The sequence below is a fragment of the Erythrobacter sp. RANMB8 genome (assembly GCF_056848235.1).
Map to the genome: position 1 here is coordinate 578,134 of NZ_JBREHG010000002.1, position 17,692 is coordinate 595,825.

A 17,692-nucleotide genomic window follows, 5' to 3' on the forward strand; every position below is an offset into this window, starting at 1 on the left:
TTTCTTGCCTCAAATCCCCGCGAGCAGGCGCACACCTACCACCAGCACCAGCAAGGCCGTCAGCCAGCGGATCCATTTCGGCGGAAGCAGGCGCGCGGCCAGCAGGCTGCCGATCTGTCCGCCGATCACCACCGCGACGAGCAGCGGCAAGGCAGCGCCAATGGCTGCGCCAAACAGGCCGGGACCGCTCTTCAGCAATTGTCCTGCCAATCCGAACAGCGAGTTCACCAGAATGAACAGGCTCGCGGTCGCGGCGATCCCCCGCGCATCGTGCCAGCGTGCCAGATGCAGCAGAGGCGCAAGGAAAATGCCCCCGCCGATCCCGACCAGCCCTGCAAAATAGCCGAGCGGAGCGGCGGCCAGCGGCATCCAGCGGGCGACCTTCGTGTGTGATCCATCCGCATTCTCTCGCACCGGCACCAGCATCGTCAGGGCTGTCAGCACCAGACTACCGCCGAGCAGCGCAAGGAACGTCGCCTCCCTCACCGGGGTCAGCCCGCCGAGAAAACTCGCCGGAGCGCCCAGCGCCACGATCACCAGCGTCTTGCGCCAGGGGGTGACCCCTGCCCGGGCGAAGCGGATACTGCCGCCCGTCACCACCACGATATTGCAGGCGAGGCTGACGAGCGGGAGCAGCCGGTAATCCAGCCCCGACAACGCCAGCAGCGCCGAATAGGTCGATCCCCCGCCGAACCCGACGCTGGCATAAAGCAGCGCGGTGACCAGAAAGGCCAGCGCCAGCAGCGCCGGAACCGCCCCGATCATCACCGCTCTGCCCTAAATGCGCGACCGATCAGACGGTCTGCGCCCCCGCAATCGCGCCGTGGCAATGCTTGTACTTGTTGCCGCTGCCGCAGGGGCAAGGTGCATTGCGGCTGATGGCGAGGTTGGCCCAGGGGTTGTCGGTGTTCGCCCCGCCCGGCCCGGTCGCCGCGCGCGGCGCGCCTGCGAGGGAGCCGAACAGTTCGGGCCGCAGTTCAGATCCGTCGCCATCCCCCGAATTGTCAAGCCCGGTCAGCGGGTCGATATGCCCGGTCAGGAAATCGGGCAGATCGGGCAGCGATTGCGGCTGCGGCGGCTCGATCCGCAGTTCGGCGCGGAACAGGATCTTGGTCACTTCCTCGCGCAGGGTATCGAGCATCGTCTCGAACAGGCCAAAGGCTTCCTGCTTGTATTCGTTGATCGGCTGCTTCTGCGCGATGCCGCGCATCCAGATCACCTGGCGCAGCGCATCCAATGTGGCGAGGTGTTCCTTCCAGTGGTGATCGAGCTGGCGCAGCAGCACGTCCTTTTCCACGATCCGCCAGATCGCCGGATCGGAACGGGCGATCTTTTCCTCGGTCATTTCATCGGTGAGCGTGCGCAGACGCTCTTCGATCAAATCGGGTTCGACCTGGTCTTCGGCCAGCCATTCGTCGATCGGCGGCGCAATGCCGAAGATTTCGTCGATCTTCGCCTTCAGCCCGGCAATGTCCCATTGTTCGGGGTAGGAGCCCGGCGGGCAGGCGGTGCCGACAATGGTGTTGATGGTATCGTGGCGCATGTCGATCACGACATCGTCCACCGCTTCCGAATCCATGATCTCGGCGCGCTGTTCATAGACCACCTTGCGCTGGTCGTTCATCACATCGTCGTATTGCACGACCTGCTTGCGGGTGTCGTAATTGCGTGCTTCGACCTTTTTCTGCGCGGTCTCGATCGCCTTCGACAGCCACTTGGAGCCGATCGCCTCGCCATCGGCGAGGTTCGAATTCATCATCTTGGCGAACAGTGTGTCGGGGCCGAAGATGCGCAGCAGATCGTCTTCGAGGCACAGGTAGAAGCGCGACAGGCCGGGGTCGCCCTGACGGCCCGAACGGCCGCGCAGCTGGTTGTCGATGCGGCGCGATTCGTGGCGTTCGGTGCCGAGCACGAACAGGCCGCCGGCAGCGATAACCTTCTGCTTTTCCTCGGCCACTTCAGCCTTGATGCGCGCGATGGCGGCGTCACGCTCCGGCCCTTCGGGCAGTTCGGCGAGTTCATCGCGGATGCGGTATTCGACATTGCCGCCCAGCTGGATGTCGGTGCCGCGCCCGGCCATGTTGGTGGCGATGGTCACCGCACCAAGGCGGCCCGCCTGTGCCACGATCCCGGCTTCCTGTTCGTGGAAACGCGCGTTGAGCACCGCGTGCTTGACCCCTTCCTTGTCGAGGAACTGGCTGAGCAATTCGGACTTTTCGATCGACACCGTGCCGACCAGCACCGGCTGGCCAATCTGGTTCTTCTCCTTGATCGCCTTGGCAATCGCCGAGAACTTGTCGAGCGTGTTCTTGTAGAATTCGTCTTCCTCGTCGATCCGGGCGACGGGCAGGTTGGTGGGGATTTCGACCACGCCGACCTTGTAGATGTCCCAGAATTCGGCCGCTTCGGTCGCCGCGGTGCCGGTCATGCCGGCCAGCTTGGGATACATCCGGAAATAGTTCTGGAAGGTGATCGAGGCCATCGTCTGGTTTTCCGGCTCGATCCGGACGCCTTCCTTGGCCTCGACCGCCTGGTGCAGGCCGTTCGACCAGCGGCGGCCATCCATCATGCGGCCCGTGAACTCGTCGATGATGACAACCTTGCCGTCCTTGACGATGTAATCGGTGTCGCGCTTGCGGGCGAAGTTGGCGACCAGCGCCTGATCGAGGTGGTGGACGACCTGCGTGTTTTCGACATCATAGAGGTTGTCGGTGGCCAGCAGACCCTTTTCGAGCAGCAGCTTTTCGACTTCCTCCAGCCCTTCCTCGGTCAGCTGGACGCGCTTCACCTTCTCGTCGATGTCGAGCCACTCGACCGGAATTTCCCGCGCCACCTGATCGAGCGCGACGTAAAGCTCGCTCTTGTCGTCGGTCGGGCCGGAAATGATCAGCGGCGTGCGCGCCTCGTCGATCAGGATCGAGTCCACTTCATCGACAATCGCGAAGTTGAACGGACGCTGCGCCATCTGGCTGCGTTCGTGCTTCATGTTGTCGCGCAGGTAATCGAAGCCGAATTCGTTGTTGGTGCCGTAGGTGATGTCGGCGTTGTAGGCATCGCGCTTGGTTTCTTCCGGCATCCCCGGAACGATCACGCCGACTGTCAGCCCAAGCCAGTTGTAGAGCTGGCCCATCTCCGCCGCATCGCGCCGCGCGAGGTAATCGTTGACGGTGACGACGTGGACGCCCTTGCCTTCGATCGCGTTGAGATAGACCGCGAGCGTCGCCATCAGCGTCTTGCCCTCGCCCGTGCGCATTTCCGCGATCTCGCCGCGGTGAAGCACGATCCCGCCGATCAGCTGCACATCGAAATGGCGCATCCCGAACACGCGCACCGAAGCCTCGCGCACGGTGGCGAAAGCTTCAGGAAGGATCTCGTCGAGCGTGGCGCCGTTATCGACAAGTCCGCGCAGCTTGGCGGTCTGCGCCTGCAATTCCTCGTCCGAGAGCGCCTGCATCTGCGGCTCGAGCGCGTTGATCTGGGCAACGATCTTGCGCAGCGACTTGACGTAGCGGTCGTTCGAGGAGCCGAACACGGATTTGATGATGGCATTGAACATGGAAATCAGACCTTTGGCAGGACACGGCCCGGCATGGCGGAACCGAAATGTGCGATAATCGGAAGGGGCGCACGACCAGAGGGCCGCTGCGCAAGAACAGGGGGGCTACAGGAACGGGCGCCTATTCGTAGGCGCGTTCAATCCCCATCAGCACCGGCAGGCGCAGCGCGGGCGGCACCGCAGGGCGACGTTCCGGCACCTCGGCCTTGCGGGTGGCACGGATCGTAGCGGGGACGGATTGCGCAGGCGCAGCCTCTCCGCCCGAAGCCTCTTCCCCGGCGGCTGCCGTGATGCTCGAATCGCACGCCAGCGCCTCGGCCAGCGATGACGCCATCGATGCTTGGGCCGGGCTGCCGAAAGCAGCAAGACCGGTCAGCAAGGCCAGCAGGGCGAGAATGTGGCGCGTCATAGCCCTGCCTAAATAGGCAAACTCGCCCGCTTCGTCCACCAGCTTTGCCGATTTACTGCACGCCCTCCCCCGCCTAGAGGCTTGGCCCCATGGATATCACGCGCTCGCCCCTCGCCCGCCCCTTCCCGGAAATGCCCGCGATTGCCGGGGTCACCTTGCGTGTCGCGCGTGCGCAGTACAAGGCATGGGACCGCTGCGACCTCACCTTTGCCGAACTTGCCGAAGGCACCAGCGTGGCGGGAGTCTTCACCAGATCCGCCTGCGCCTCTTCCGAAGTCGAACTGGGGCGCGAGAGCGTGAGACAGGGCCGCGCCCGTGCCCTGATCGTCAATGCGGGCAATTCGAACGCCTTCACCGGATACCGCGGGCGCGAGGCGGTGGAAGCGATCATCGCGCAGGTGAGCGCGGCGCTCGGGTGCCCCGCCGAGGAGGTGTTTGTCTCCTCCACAGGCGTGATCGGCGTGCCGCTCCCCAAGGACAAGGCGCGTGCCGGAATCGCCGCCGCTCTGGTGGCCGGGCCCTGCGGGTGGGAGGATGCGGCGAACGCCATCGGCACCACCGATACCTTTGCCAAAGGCGCGGGTGCGAGCGCGATGATCGGCGATACCCGCGTGGAACTGGCCGGTATCATCAAGGGCAGCGGCATGATCGCACCCGACATGGCGACCATGCTCGGCTACATTTTCACCGATGCCGATGTTGCACCGGCGTTTCTGCAAGAGGCCCTGGAACGCGCCAATGCCGCGACCTTCAGCTGCATCACGGTTGATGGAGACACCTCGACCAGCGACACGGTGATGGCCTTTGCGACGGGCAAGGCGGGCAATGCGCGGATCGAGAACTGGGACAGCCCCGGCGCCGATGCCTTTGCCGCCGCGCTGGCCGATGTGTGCCGCAACCTTGCGCAGCTGGTGGTGCGCGATGGCGAAGGGGCGCAGAAATTCATCACCATCCGTGTCAGCGGCGCGGCGAGTGACGACAGCGCCCGCCGTGTGGGCCTCGCCATCGCCAATTCGCCGCTGGTGAAGACCGCGATTGCAGGCGCAGACGCCAACTGGGGCCGCGTGGTCATGGCGGTGGGCAAGGCGGGCGAACCGGCGGACCGCGACCGGCTCTCGATTGCATTCGGCGGGGTGTGGACGGCGAAGAACGGCCTGCCTGTCGATGGCTATGACGAGGCCCCCGTGGCTGCGCACCTCAAGGGCGAGGAGATCGACATCGCAGTCGATCTCGGCCTCGCAGAAGGCCGCGCCACCGTGTGGACCTGCGATCTCACCCACGGCTACATCGCGATCAACGCCGATTACCGGTCATGAGCGCGCTGGGCCTTTCTGCTCTGGATGGGGAAATCCGCGATCTGATGCGCTTTGCGGCGCAGCGTTCGATGCTGCCGCGCTTTCGCGCACTCGCCGCGCACGAAGTCGAGATGAAGGGCGAGGATGATCCCGTCACCATCGTCGACCGCGAGGTGGAGGCCTTCCTTACCGAAGCCCTGACCAAACTGGCTCCGGGCGTGGCGGTGGTGGGCGAGGAGGCTGTGCACGCCGATGCCAGCGTGCTCGGACATCTCAAGGGCCAGTGCTGGATCATCGATCCGCTCGACGGCACGGCCAACTTTGCTGAAGGCAGGGAACCGTTCGGGATCATCGTGGCGCTGGCAGATAGCGGCCGGACGGTTGCGGGGTGGATCTATGATCCGGTCAAAGACCGCTTCTGCCACGCCCGCGCAGGCGAAGGTGCCTTCGTGAATGGCGAGCGGATCACGGCGCGCACCACCGGGCAGCTGCCCCCCGTCACCGCCGTCAGCCGCATGTTCCTGACCCCCGAGCAGTCAGCCATGGTCGATGCGAGGCTCGCGCCGCATTACACGCTGGTCGACATCCCGCGCTGCGCCGCCGAGCAGTATCCAAGGCTAGCGCTGGGCGAGAACGACATATCGAGCTTCAAACGCACGCTGGCATGGGATCATGCGGCGGGCGTGTTGTGGCTCAATGAAGCAGGCGGCAAGGCAGCGCGGCTTGATGGCAGCGAATATCGCGTGGACCAGCACGATGCCCCCGGTCTGGTAGGGGCATCCTGTCCGGCAATCTGGGACCAATTTGTCGAACGGGTGCTGACTTAGTCTGCATCCGTCACCCCAGACTTGATCCGGGGTCGCTTGGCTAAAGCGGTCCCGGGTCAAGCCCGGGACGACGACTTGTTCAAAGCTCGCTTTCAAGCCATGCCTTGAGCTGGCTCTTGGGCGCAGCGCCCAGCTTGCGCGCCACGGCCTCGCCGTTCTTGAACAGCACCATGAGCGGGATCGACTGCACGCCCATCTGCGCGGCGATATCGGTGTTTTCCATGATGTCGATCTTGGCGATCTTCACCTGACCGGCCAGCTCGTCGCTGATTTCTTCCAGCGCGGGCGCGATCATCTTGCACGGGCCGCACCAGTCAGCCCAGAAATCGACGAGGACAGGCGTGTCGCTGTCCAGCACATCGGCCTTGAAGCTGGCATCGGTGACATTGACGGTGGCCATTACGGTGTTCTCCTGTTTGCCCGCAGCAGAAATGCGCGCGCGGCTTGCGTTGCAATCTAGTGCGGCGCGCCGTTCACTCAAGTGCGAGCGGGATATAGCTTTGCTGCGCTGTGTCCAACTGCTGCTTGTGCAAGGCGATTGTGTCAGCCGGGATTTCGAACAGCACCGGCGCATGGGTATAGAGCACCCCTGCCCGCACCACACGATCGGGATAGATCGCCTCCAGCGCGGCGACATAGGCCGCCATCTGGCGCAGGGTTGCCGAAGGGATCGCATCGAGGCTGGCAGGCGGGCGGCGGGTGGTCTTGAAATCTACGACGGTGATCGTGTGGCTTTCGATCAGCAGCCGGTCAGCCGTGCCTGCGACCACGACGCCGCCGATCGTGGCTGCCAGCGGCACTTCGGCCAGGGCTTCGGGCGAGAAGATCGCGGCAAAACCGGGGTGGTCGATCACGGCCAGCGCCGCCGCGACCATCTCCGCGCATGAGGCCGCGTCCAGATCGCCTGCGCGCCGTTCGAGCCAGCGGCGGGCGGTGGCCTCGCGCTGGTCCGGCGCAACGTCGGGCAGGCGTTCGAGCAGTGCGTGGATCAGGCTGCCGCGCCGGGCCGCATCGCGCAGCGCATCGGATGGCAAGGGCGGCTCTGCCCCCGCATCCTCGCCTGCCGATGACGGGGCAAGCGGGCGCGGCGGGCGCGGTTCTGGGCCGATGGGCGATATCGCCCAACGCGGCAATGCCGGGGCAGCGGGCGAACCGGTCTCCACATCGCCGGAAGGCACCAGCGGCGCAGCGCGCTCGCCCCACTCCTTGCGCCAGCCCCAGATCGGATCGGCAATCTCCTCCCCCTCGAACAGCGGCGCGAGGCGTGCGTGCCAGCTGTCTTCGTGGGGAACACCCTTCTTCGCCTCTGTCTTGTTGAGCGAACCGCCAATGAACAGCGCCTCTTCCGCGCGGGTGAGCGCGACATAGAGCAGCCGCCAGTGTTCCTGCATCGCAGCGATCGCAGCACCCTCGCCCGCAGCAGCAATCGGCCCGACAAGTTCGCCCTTCGACAACGGGGGCAAGGGCACCTTGCGCACGCGGTCGGCCTCGGCAGCAAGGCCCCATGCATCATCGTCAAGCGCCAGATCGACGGAATCGCCCGGCGCGCCGGCTGCATCGGCGAGGATCACGATCGGCGCCTGAAGCCCTTTGGAGCCGTGCACCGTCATCACCCGCACCTGCCCCGTGGCGCTATCCGAATCGCGCTTCAGATCGCCGGTTCCGGCGTCGAACCATTGCAGGAAACCGGCAAGGCTCGGCCAGTGTTCGGCTTCATAGGCAAAGGCGGTGTTGACCAACTCGTCGAGCGGATCATTGGCTTCGATCCCCAGCCGCGCCACCAGCTGCGCCCGCCCTTGCCAGGGGCCGGTGAGCAGCCACATGATCAGTGCCTGCGGGGTCTGGTAATCGGCCAGCCGCAGCAGATCGCGGAGCTTTGCTGCCGTCGCCTGCACGGGCGGCGGAGCATCGTCGCGGCGCAGATGATCCCACAACCGCACGCCTTCGTCACGCGGCACGTGGGCAAGGATATCGTCCTGTGTCCATCCGACCAGCGGCGATGCGAGCAGGTTGGCGAGGCTGAGATCGTCGAGGGGCTGCGCGGCAAACCGCAAGGCCGCCAGCACATCGCGCACCGCCAGCGGCGCACCCAGTCGCAACCGGTCCACCCCCGCCACCGGAACGCCGCGGGCGTGCAGCTTGGCGACGATCTGCGCGGCAAGCTCCTTGCGCTTCTGCACCAGCACCATGATGTCGCCCGCCTGCGCGTGGCGGCGTGTGCCTTTCTCCAGCACGAAAGGCTCAGCCCCGCTGACCCAGTCATGCACCTGATCGGCGATCTTCTGCGCGAGGATCGTATCATGCTTGGGCAACCAGTCACGCTGTCCCTCGGCTTCGCTTTCGTCATCCTCGCCATCGCGGCTTTCGGGCACAACCGGCGGCCACAGCGTCACAAGTCCGGGACGAACCGCGCCAGTGTGCGGTTCAGGCTTCTTGTCGAGGCCGAAGGCCTCAAAACCCAAGGCGCCGATCATCCGGTTGACGAAACCGAGCACCACATCGGCAGTGCGGAACGACTGGCCAAGGTCGAGATCCTTCCAGCCGGGCTCAGTCCGGTTGGTGCGGCTTGAACGGATGCCCTCGCGAGCCTGCTTGATCCGCGCTTCGACTTTCGCCTTGGCGCGGGCGAAGTTTTCGGGGCTGGTGCCCTGAAAGCCAAAGATCGCCTGCTTGTAATCGCCCACGGTGAAGATCGTACGCAGCTTGTCGCCCCGCGCACCCTCGCCGCTGAAGAAATCGTCGATCAGGGCAAAGACGATATCCCACTGGCTCTGGTTCGTATCCTGCGCCTCGTCGATCAGGATGTGATCGAAATGGCGGTCGAGCTTGTAGCGGATCCAGTCCGCCGCCTCGGCATTGCCGAGCAGGTGGGCGGCCTTGCGGATCAGGTCTGAGAAATCGAGCATGCCCTCGCGGGCCTTCCGGTCTTCCCAGCGCAAGGCGAAAGCCCGCCCGATTTCCATCGCTGCGGTCACGGTTTCGGCGGTGGCGAGCAGGGCGCGGCGGATGTCCACCTCCTGGATCGCGGCGGAAATCACTTCCTGGTTTTCGGCAAAATCGGGATCGCTTTCGCGCGGCTTCTTGAGTTGCAGGCTGGGGGTGCCATCAGCCTTCAGCAAGGTCCCGCGAAAGCCCGCTGCTGCTGTCGCCCGCGAAGCTGCATCCAGTTCAAGCCATTCGCGCATGAACGCCAGACATTTGGCCGCAGTCGCGGTGTTCCACGCTTCGAGCGGCGGAATCAACGCCATCAGGTGATCATCGGGGAAGATGTCGGGATGCAGCGGTTCAACCGCCCAGTCCTGACCCGCATCTGCGGGCATGCCGAGCATCTGGCGCACGCGGGCATCCATCGGGGGGAGCCATGCATCCCTGCCGAACCACAGATCATGCGCATCGGCAGCACGCATCAGCCACCTTTGCAGCGCGGCAGGTTCCTTGCGGGTGGTGAACAGCGTGAAGGCGTCGATCAGGCGGGTGTCACCGGCCTTCTCGGCATCCTCGATGAGGCCAGTCAGCACATCGCGCGCCAGCAGGTCGCGGCTGCGATCATCCATCACCTGTGTGCCCGGGGCGAGCCCTGCTTCTTCGGGGAAATTGCCGATCAGGAACTGGGCGAAGGCATGGATGGTATCGATCCTCAGCCCGCCGCCGGGACAATCGAGCACGCTGGCAAACAGGCTGCGCGCGCGTTCGATCGTGGCAGGGCCGTAATCCGCGCCCAGATAGCGCAGCTCCTTCGCCAGGGACGCTTCGGGCAGTCGCACCCAGCGTGCCAGCACCGCATTGATGCGGTTGGCCATTTCGGCAGCACCCGCCTTGGTGAAGGTGAGGCACAGGATCTGCGATGGTGCGACATCCTCGCACAGCAAAAGGCGCAACACACGGGCGGAAAGCACCTGTGTCTTGCCTGTCCCCGCCGATGCCGAAAGCCAGACATTGTCCGCCGGATTGGCAGCCAGCAACTGGTTGTCCTGCAACGGAAACACCAGACCGCCCCCGCCGCTCATGCCGAAACCTCGTCGTCACCCAAAGTGGTGATCCATTCCTCCAGCCGCATAAGCTGGTCATAATCATTATAGCCTGCGTAATCGGGATTCTCGCGGGCGCTGAAGGGTTCGGTCCCGTTGATGTAACGCGCGATCGCTTCGGCGAGCTTTTCGGCATGGAATGGCAGATACTGGTCGGGTTCCAGCCCTGTGGTGGCCTTGCCCTCCTTCATCGGCGTCTGCCAATAGCCGAAGGTGCCTGCCTTGCTGTCCTTCGCAAGCGACCAGTATTCGAACCGCGTGGGCGTGCCGGTGACGACCTTGCCATCACGCTCGAAACGGCCCTGCTGCGCGATCAGGCCGAGAATGCCCAGCTGCAAGGCATAACCGGCGGTCACCTGCTTCTTCTGCGGCGGGCCGCCCGTCTTGTAATCGACAATCGCCAGCGTTCCGTCGGCAAGGCGGTCGATCCGGTCGGCGCGGCCTTTGACGATGATGCCGTCGACCGTCATCTCGCCCGAGAATTCGGTGGCGAGCACGGTCCGGCCCTCGGCAGCGGCGGCTTCGATCAGTTCCGCAAACCGCTCCAGCGCGGCGATCAGGCGCGGTTGCCAAAGGGCGCGGAACAGCGGGTGCACCTGCGCGGCAGCAAAGTGCGCAGCGGCGAAGGGCGCAATCGGCAGCGCCGGATCAGCCTCGCGGGCGCGGTGCCACTTGTCGAGAATCTCGTGCACCAGTGTGCCGCGCAGCGCCGGATCGCTGAACGGATCGGCGGCCAGCGGCTGCATCTTTTGCAGCCCGAGGATCGCCTGCGCATAGAACTGATAGGGATCGCCCAGCAGCCGGTCGAGCGCGGTGACCCGGATCGGCACCTTGCGCAAATCCGGCGCAGGATCGGGCGCGGGGCGCGGATAGGCATCGGCACGCGGCACATCGCGGTCGAGCAGCGGGAGCAGCGCGGGGATCGCCGTTTCGCGGTGTTCTTTTGCCAGATCATCGCCCAGCAAAGCCTCGACCCGCAGCAGGAAGCGCGAGGGCAAGGTCGGCCCGTCGGCATCGCGCAGCGCCCGGCTCAGCACCACCTCGGGCGCGCCCAGCGCTCCGGCCAGGTCATGCGCGGCAAGCCCGATGCGAAACTCCGTCCCCGGCACGCCCAGAGCGCGCAGGATCGCCGGGGCGAGCAGCGGATCGGCGGCGGGCGGCTGCGGCCAGCTGCCTTCGTTGAGCCCAGCGCAAATCACCAGATCGGCGCGGGCCATGCGCGCTTCGAGCAAGCCGTAGATCGCCACCCGGGGGTGTCCGCCATAGCCGGGGCGCACGGCCACTTCGTCCATCGCATCGCGCAAGATCCCGGCAACATCGCTGCTCTCGATGGGCGTGCCAAGCGCCTCGGCCTCACCGCGCAATTGCTCGATCATCGCGCCAAGCGCCCGCCCGTCCTCGCGCTCCCATGCCAACAGACCGGCAAAACTCTCCGCGACCCCGGAAAGGATGCCCAGTGCATCGGCAAGCGCGGTCTGGCGCGGCCAATCGAGCAGGGAGGCGATCAGCGTCTCGGCCTCGTCCCACCATGCCTCGACCTGCGCCTTGGCAGCCGCTTTACGGAGCGGCGCAAGACCGGGCGCGAGCGCAGGCCCGCGCAACTGGCGGTCGAAGGCGCGCAGGCCGGTCAGCCACGCCTGCCGCGCCGCGCCATCGGCAGCGCGCACCAGCGGGTGGCCAAACGCCGCCACCAGCCTGTCGGGCTCCGGCCCATGCGCGGCAATATCTGCGAGCAGGCCCAGCAGGCGGCCTGCGGGTGTCAAGGAGAGCGGGCGGCCTGCGGTATCGTCCGCGGCGATGTTCCAGCGCGCCAGATGCTGCGCTACCCGCCGCGCCAGACCGCGATCTGCCGTCACCACTGCGATACGCCGTTCGGGCTGCTCCAGAGCCTCACGCACCATCAGCGCAATCGCCTGCGCCTCGACCTCGATCGTGGCGCTGGTCATCAGCCGCACACCCGACAGGCGCCGATGATCGGCAGGAAGCCCTGCCCACGACCGGCTGGCTTGCGGCGGCAGGAACAGCGAGGAAATCGCACGGCTGCGCGCAGGCTCACCAGCGCCGATGCCGCGCCGGTGCCACTGCTGCACCTCCTCGCGGTTCACCCCCATGCGATTGAGCAGCAGCTTCAGGTGATATTGCGGGTGCGATAGCACATCATCCGCGCCGAAGACCGCACCGCCGGGTTCATCCGCTGCCCCTGCCCGGCCCAGTTCGGCCCAGGCGGCATCGTCCATGGCCAGATCAAGATCAGGCAACACCACCGCACCCTGCGGCAATTCCGCCACGACCCTGAGCATGCGGGCGAGCGCGGGCGCGGCGCTGGTCACACCGGCAGCGACGATCGCGTGCGGCGGCGGGTCCTCCCGCCAGCGCCGGGCTGCGCGGTCGAACAGCAGGTTGCGGCGCGCAGCCGCGTCAACCTCGCCCTGCCCCCCCAGTTCGGCCTGCCAGCGCGCATTGACGCGGGCGAACAGGCGAATGGCGCGCTTCCAGTGATCGGCAACGCCTGCGACGCTATCGAGCACCGCTTCCCCCAGCAGATCGTCGGCGGTTTTCTCCTCGACCAGCAGCCGGTCCATGGTGCGCGCAATTTCCCGCGCCAGATTGAGCCTTGCGCGCCCCGGTAACGGGTCCATGCCTTCGGCGGCACGCTCCTCGGCGATCAGGCGATCGAGCGCGAGCCAGCGCCGCACCGGATCGCAGGCGGGCGGAATGTCGTCCGCGCCCAGCGGATCAAGCGCCGCGCCCAGCTTTTCATCGAGATCAAGATCGCCCACCGCAATCATGCGCGGCATCAGCAGCCCGCCCTCGCCGCTTTCCCCCGCGTGGCGGATGAAGGCCTCTGACAGGGTGCGGGCGGCGCGGCTCGATGGCACCAGCAGGGTCAGCCGTGCCAAGCTGAACCCGGGTTCGCGGTAACGCGGCACCAGCCCTGCCACCAGCGCATCGGCAAACCCGCGGTGGGCGGCAATCGAATAGACGAGCGGGCCGGTTGCGCGGGCTTCAGCCACCCAGCAACGCCTCCTCGGTCGGACGGATCATCTGCGGCGTGCCGACTTCGAACCACAGGCCGGTGAAGCTGATTCCGAACAGGCGGCCTTCGGCCATGGCGCGGTTCCAGAGGATGTTGGTCGAAAACGCACCCTCGGGTGCATCACGCAGCAGGCGATGGCTGACCAGCTGGATGCCGGTGTAGATGAAGGGCGCGATCCGCCCGTCGCGGCGGCGCGAGAGGCGGCCGAGCGGGTCCATGTGGAAATCCCCCGGCCCGCTGAAATTGGCAGCGCGGGCGTGCGGCACCACCAGCAACAGCGCGTCCATAACCTCGGGGTCCCACCGGCGCGAGAGATCGTGGAATGCACTCTTGGGCCCGTCGAGCCAGATATTGTCGGCGTTGAGCGCGAAGAAGGGATCGGGCAGATCGGGAAGCGCCTTGATCATCCCGCCGCCGGTTTCGAGCAATTGCGCCCGCTCGTCCGACACTGTCACCTGCGGCACCTTGCGTGCCAGCACATGGGCTTCCAGCGCATCGGCCAGATAGTGGACATTGACAACCGCGCGGGCCACGCCGGCTTCGGCCAGGCGGTCCAGCGCGTGATCGATCAGCGCCTTGCCCGCAACCCGCACCAGCGGCTTGGGCTGGCTGGCGGTAAGCGGGCGCATCCGCTTGCCAAGGCCGGCCGCAAGGATCATCGCCGTATCGGATGCAAGCGCGGTCATGCGGCAAAAGCCCCGTTGGCAGCGCGAAGCTCTGCCGGGATATTGGCATCGAACCAGCGCGCCACGGGGGCCAGCGCAGGGTGTGCCAGATCGCGTTCCAGCGCCGCCCAGACGCGGGGGATCATCGCCAGATAACGGGGTTTGCCATCCCGCCGGTCAAGCCGGGTGAAGATGCCCACGATCTTGGCATTCCGCTGCGCACCAAGACGGGCGTAGTCGGCGCGGAAATCATCTTCGTTCACACCGGTGGCCGTGCAGTAATGCGCCAGCATCGCTGCCTCCAGAGCCTCCGGCACATCGCGGCGGGCATCCTGCAACAGCGAGACAAGATCATAGGCAGCATGGCCGACCAGCGCGTCCTGAAAGTCGATCAGACCCTGCGGCGCATCCGCTTTGCCACCCAGCAACATGATGTTCTCGGCATGATAATCGCGCAGCACGGCCACGCCGGGGGTCTGGCGCGGGAGCATGGGCGCGAGCGCCTCGTCCCACGCAGCAGCATAGCCCGCGGCGTCGACATCCAGCCCTTGTGCCGGGCAATACCATTCGGTCAGCAGCGCCGCCTCGCGCTGATAGACAGCCATGTCATATGCGGGAAAGGGTCCCGGCGGCAGGCGGTGCAGCGCGACCAGCGCGTCCACCGCAGCGGCATAAGCGGCGCCCTCGTCAGCGGGATGGTGATCGAGCCAATCGCGCATCCGGTCATTGCCGAAATCCTCGGTCAGCACCCAACCCTTTGCCGCATCCTCGGCAAGGATTTCAGGCCCGCGCATCCCGTTATCGTTCAGCCAGCGGGCCACGTGCAGGAATGGCGCGGGGTCTTCGTGCGGCGGCGGGGCGTGCATCAGCATCGCCGTTTCCGTGCCGCGGATCAGCCGGAAATAGCGCCGGAACGAGGCATCGCCGGGCAACGGGTCGATTGCGGCGCCCTCCCATCCGGCAAGGGCAACAAATTCGGACAGGCCATCGGGAAGCACGTTCATGGCATCCGCCCTACCCAATCCGCGCCGCCATCCGCAATCGCAATCCGCCCGCCTGCGCCGCTTTCCCCCACCAATTCGAGCCGGATTGCAAGGCACGCGGCCTCGTGCCGGAAGCCGCCGGCATGATCGGGCCATTCGGCCAGCAGCACCGCGCCTTCGCGGTAATCATCGAGGCCGATTTCCGCGAGTTCTGACGGGTCTTCGAGGCGGTAGAAATCGGCATGGGCCACCGGCAGCCGCAGCGGCGGCGAATCATAGGTTTCGATGATCGTGAAGGTCGGCGACGGCACCTCGCCGGCATGGCCGAGCGCAGCGAGGATGGCCCGCGCCAGCGTCGTCTTGCCCGCCCCCAGCCCGCCTTCGAGCGCGACAACATCGCCTGCGCGCAGCTGCCCTGCAATCGCCGCACCATAGGCAGCCATTGCCGCCAGATCGGGCAAGGGCGTGCGCCTTTCCATCAGGGCAGACGGATCGTCGCAGTGGTGCCAGCGCCCTTGCTGCTTGCGATGTCGAGCGTCCCGTCATGGGCCGCGATCAGCTGCCGGGCGAGCGGGATGCCAAGTCCGTTGCGGCGCTCGGGCGTTCCGTCCTTCGCAGGCCGTGCACCGCCCTGTGCCCGTGCCAGCTCCTGCGCGCTCATGCCCCGGCCATTGTCGGCAATCACGATCTCGACACCCGCGCCTTCGCCCTCGGGCAGTTTGCGCAGTTCGATCACGATCCGTCCGCCATCGGGGGTATGAAGGATCGCATTATCGAGCAGGTTACCGATCGCCCGGCCCAGCTGGCGCGGATCGGCATCGACAATCCGCCCCCGCCGTCCCTTGAGATCGAGGCTCAGGCCCGCCGCGATGATCGCCTGTTCGCGCTCACGCACCAGCGTGGTGAGGAAATCGAGCAGGTCGAGGCGCTCCTTGCGGATTGGCAAGAGGCCCGCCTCGCTCTGCGACAGGTCGAGCACGTTTTCGACCTGTTCGGTCAGCCGTTCGACCGCGCTGAGGATCGCATCGACATATTCTCCCGCCTGTGCAGGATCGCTCGCCACGCCAGATTTCAGCAGCTCGGCATAGCCGCCGATGGTGGTGAGCGGGGTGCGGAATTCATAGGACATGTTGGCGAGGAAACGCGCCTTTACCGCGTCGGCCTCTTCCAGCGCCTCGGCGCGTTCCCGCAAGGCCTGTTCGGCCTTCTGCGAGGCAGTGATGTCGAGCACGGTGAGGAGGCCATTGCCGTCGGGGAGCGGAATGCCGGCAAAGCGCAGGGTGCGCCCGTCGGCCAGTTCCACCTGCCCGCCCTTCTCGCGCCGGTCGAGCGTGGCCGAACGGACTGCCGCGCCGATCATCGCGGCATCGCCGGGCCGTACCAGATTGCGGCCGATCGCACCCAGCAGTTCATCAGCGCTCGGATGCTGATCGAGCAGTTCGGGTGACAGGCCCCAGGTGCCTGCGAAGCTGCGGTTCCACAATTGCACCGAACCATCGGGTGCAAAAATCGCCAGCGCCTCGAACAGGCTGTCGAGTGTCGCAGTGCGGGTGCGCAGCAACGTGTCGCGCACCGCCGACAGGGCGAGGCTTTCGGTCCGGTCCTCGGTAATCAGCACCAGCCCGCCATCGGGCATCGGCTGGGCAACAACCCGCAGATGGGTGCCGCCGGTGAGCGGCCATGCTTCCTCATGGGCGACGCTCGAACCGAACCAGGCCGCCCGTTCGCGCCGCCATTCGGGGAAATCGCGCACTTCGGGGGTCTGCCCGCGTTCGCGCGCCTCGGCCAGAAACCGCTCGAACGGGGTGCGCGCATCGATCGCGTCGTCGGTCAGCGAAAACAGGCGGCGGAACGGCAGGTTCGCAAAGGCCAGCCGTTCTTCCGGATCAAACAACGCCACCCCGACCGAAAGCTGGTCGAGCATTGCGCGCTGGGCATCGCGGAAGGCGCGGAACTCGCGCGAGACCTGCTGCTGTTCCTCGATGTCGATGGCATAACCGGCCACGCCTTCCTGCCCCAAGGGCAGATCGCTGACGCGCAAGGTGCGGCGCGCCCCGAACATGGTGGCGGTGACGATACGTTCGTGCTTGTCCTGATTTTGCAGCGACAGGCCCGCGATGTCGGCGGGAGTGCGCCCGTCTTCGGGCTCCAGCAGCTCGATCTGGCCTTCCACCACATCGGCTGCAGAGGCTGCGCCGACGGCATCGACATAGGCCTGGTTGACCAGTTGCAGCGTCAGGTCGCTGCCCCGGAACCACATTGGCATGGGGGCAGCCTCGATCAGGCCGACCAGCGCCGCGAAATCGCCCGTGGCCCGTGCCGCCGCCGCTCGCAGGCGCGCCATTTCCGAGTGGCTTTCGGTAAAATCGAACACCCACACCAGTGCCGCTCCGCCCGGCGAGACCTGCGGATCGGCCAGCGTGCCGTAGAGCGCAAGGCTGCGCTGCGATCCCGGCAGGTTGATTGCCATGCGGAACGGGGCTGCGCTTTTCTGGGTGGTCTGGACCTTGGCCCAAAGCTGGTCGAGCTGATCAGGCGAAAACCCGCCGCCCCGCGCATTGCCGGGCGCTGCGGCCAGTTCGCTGAGGTATTTCGGCATGGCCGAAAGGCCGAGCGTACGTGCCAGCCGGTCCGGCGCTTCGATCCGCCCGTCCACCCGCACCAGCAGAGGCAGCGCGGGCGCAACGTCCATCAGCGTCTGCATCCGTTTGAGACTGGCCTTGAGCGCCTTGGCCCGCTTCATCCCGCGATTGGCCCGCAGGATGACCAGCGCAGCGCCCGCCGCCCATGCGGCAAGTACCAGCGCGATCAGCACAAGCGAGAGAGGAGAAGCGTCCATCGCGTAACCGCTATGCGCGCCGCGCCGCCAGCGCAACGGTGATGAACCCGCCC

At 66.2% G+C, this 17,692-nt stretch carries 12 protein-coding genes; 2 read left to right on the plus strand and 10 right to left on the minus strand.

All coding sequences use genetic code 11. The annotated features are described in order from the left end of the window. Positions 1-9: 9 nt before the first annotated feature. The 3 genes from ACU0AG_RS05840 to ACU0AG_RS05850 form a co-directional block, all read right to left on the minus strand. Positions 10-765 (minus strand): sulfite exporter TauE/SafE family protein, encoded by a 756-nt coding sequence (locus ACU0AG_RS05840; protein WP_482781312.1) that lies wholly within the window; start codon positions 763-765, stop codon positions 10-12. A 28-nt stretch (positions 766-793) separates the two neighbouring features. Continuing rightward, positions 794-3,556: a preprotein translocase subunit SecA gene (gene secA / locus ACU0AG_RS05845; protein ID WP_482781313.1), complete on the minus strand. Its 2,763-nt coding sequence runs from the start codon at positions 3,554-3,556 to the stop codon at positions 794-796. 121 nt (positions 3,557-3,677) lie between these two features. Continuing rightward, the gene (locus ACU0AG_RS05850; RefSeq protein ID WP_482781314.1) at positions 3,678-3,965 is read right to left on the minus strand and encodes a hypothetical protein; all 288 of its coding nucleotides are present in this window, start codon (positions 3,963-3,965) and stop codon (positions 3,678-3,680) included. An 89-nt stretch (positions 3,966-4,054) separates the two neighbouring features. Here ACU0AG_RS05850 and argJ point away from each other — a divergent pair, with 89 nt between their 5' ends. Together argJ and ACU0AG_RS05860 are read left to right on the plus strand one after the other, a co-directional pair. Then, entirely contained in the window at positions 4,055-5,281 is a 1,227-nt protein-coding gene (gene argJ, locus ACU0AG_RS05855) for a bifunctional glutamate N-acetyltransferase/amino-acid acetyltransferase ArgJ (protein ID WP_482781315.1), read from the plus strand. Then, positions 5,278-6,087, plus strand: coding sequence for an inositol monophosphatase family protein (locus ACU0AG_RS05860; protein ID WP_482781316.1), 810 nt, complete (start codon positions 5,278-5,280; stop codon positions 6,085-6,087). Before argJ ends, ACU0AG_RS05860 begins: the two co-directional genes overlap by 4 nt. A gap of 79 nt (positions 6,088-6,166) precedes the next feature. Here the strand turns inward: ACU0AG_RS05860 and trxA are convergent, their stop codons facing one another. The 7 genes from trxA to ACU0AG_RS05895 form a co-directional block, all read right to left on the minus strand. Next, positions 6,167-6,487: a thioredoxin gene (gene trxA, locus ACU0AG_RS05865; protein WP_482781317.1), complete on the minus strand. Its 321-nt coding sequence runs from the start codon at positions 6,485-6,487 to the stop codon at positions 6,167-6,169. A 73-nt stretch (positions 6,488-6,560) separates the two neighbouring features. Then, complete coding sequence (gene addA / locus ACU0AG_RS05870) at positions 6,561-10,094, minus strand: double-strand break repair helicase AddA (RefSeq protein ID WP_482781318.1); 3,534 nt, start codon at positions 10,092-10,094, stop codon at positions 6,561-6,563. Beyond that, positions 10,091-13,129, minus strand: coding sequence for a PD-(D/E)XK nuclease family protein (locus ACU0AG_RS05875; RefSeq protein ID WP_482781319.1), 3,039 nt, complete (start codon positions 13,127-13,129; stop codon positions 10,091-10,093). Before ACU0AG_RS05875 ends, addA begins: the two co-directional genes overlap by 4 nt. Beyond that, positions 13,122-13,838, minus strand: a complete 717-nt coding sequence (locus tag ACU0AG_RS05880) for a nucleotidyltransferase family protein (protein ID WP_482781320.1) — start codon at positions 13,836-13,838, stop codon at positions 13,122-13,124. Before ACU0AG_RS05880 ends, ACU0AG_RS05875 begins: the two co-directional genes overlap by 8 nt. Then, positions 13,835-14,821, minus strand: coding sequence for an aminoglycoside phosphotransferase family protein (locus ACU0AG_RS05885; RefSeq protein ID WP_482781321.1), 987 nt, complete (start codon positions 14,819-14,821; stop codon positions 13,835-13,837). The genes ACU0AG_RS05880 and ACU0AG_RS05885 overlap by 4 nt, the downstream gene beginning before the upstream one ends. Further along, entirely contained in the window at positions 14,818-15,279 is a 462-nt protein-coding gene (gene tsaE / locus ACU0AG_RS05890; RefSeq protein ID WP_482781322.1) for a tRNA (adenosine(37)-N6)-threonylcarbamoyltransferase complex ATPase subunit type 1 TsaE, read from the minus strand. The genes ACU0AG_RS05885 and tsaE overlap by 4 nt, the downstream gene beginning before the upstream one ends. Continuing rightward, positions 15,279-17,639 carry a PAS domain-containing sensor histidine kinase gene (locus ACU0AG_RS05895; RefSeq protein ID WP_482781323.1) on the minus strand — a complete coding sequence of 787 codons (2,361 nt, stop codon included), beginning with the start codon at positions 17,637-17,639 and terminating at the stop codon, positions 15,279-15,281. The genes tsaE and ACU0AG_RS05895 overlap by 1 nt, the downstream gene beginning before the upstream one ends. Between the last annotated feature and the right edge of the window lie 53 nt (positions 17,640-17,692).

What these genes read in the sequence shown, in the direction of transcription:
- ACU0AG_RS05840 (WP_482781312.1), bottom strand. Translation starts at nt 765, where the DNA reads ATGATCGGGGCGGTTCCGGCGCTGCTGGCGCTGGCCTTTCTGGTCACC.
- secA (WP_482781313.1), bottom strand. Translation starts at nt 3,556, where the DNA reads ATGTTCAATGCCATCATCAAATCCGTGTTCGGCTCCTCGAACGACCGC.
- ACU0AG_RS05850 (WP_482781314.1), bottom strand. Translation starts at nt 3,965, where the DNA reads ATGACGCGCCACATTCTCGCCCTGCTGGCCTTGCTGACCGGTCTTGCT.
- argJ (WP_482781315.1), top strand. Translation starts at nt 4,055, where the DNA reads ATGGATATCACGCGCTCGCCCCTCGCCCGCCCCTTCCCGGAAATGCCC.
- ACU0AG_RS05860 (WP_482781316.1), top strand. Translation starts at nt 5,278, where the DNA reads ATGAGCGCGCTGGGCCTTTCTGCTCTGGATGGGGAAATCCGCGATCTG.
- trxA (WP_482781317.1), bottom strand. Translation starts at nt 6,487, where the DNA reads ATGGCCACCGTCAATGTCACCGATGCCAGCTTCAAGGCCGATGTGCTG.
- addA (WP_482781318.1), bottom strand. Translation starts at nt 10,094, where the DNA reads ATGAGCGGCGGGGGCGGTCTGGTGTTTCCGTTGCAGGACAACCAGTTG.
- ACU0AG_RS05880 (WP_482781320.1), bottom strand. Translation starts at nt 13,838, where the DNA reads ATGACCGCGCTTGCATCCGATACGGCGATGATCCTTGCGGCCGGCCTT.
- ACU0AG_RS05885 (WP_482781321.1), bottom strand. Translation starts at nt 14,821, where the DNA reads ATGAACGTGCTTCCCGATGGCCTGTCCGAATTTGTTGCCCTTGCCGGA.
- tsaE (WP_482781322.1), bottom strand. Translation starts at nt 15,279, where the DNA reads ATGGAAAGGCGCACGCCCTTGCCCGATCTGGCGGCAATGGCTGCCTAT.
- ACU0AG_RS05895 (WP_482781323.1), bottom strand. Translation starts at nt 17,639, where the DNA reads ATGGACGCTTCTCCTCTCTCGCTTGTGCTGATCGCGCTGGTACTTGCC.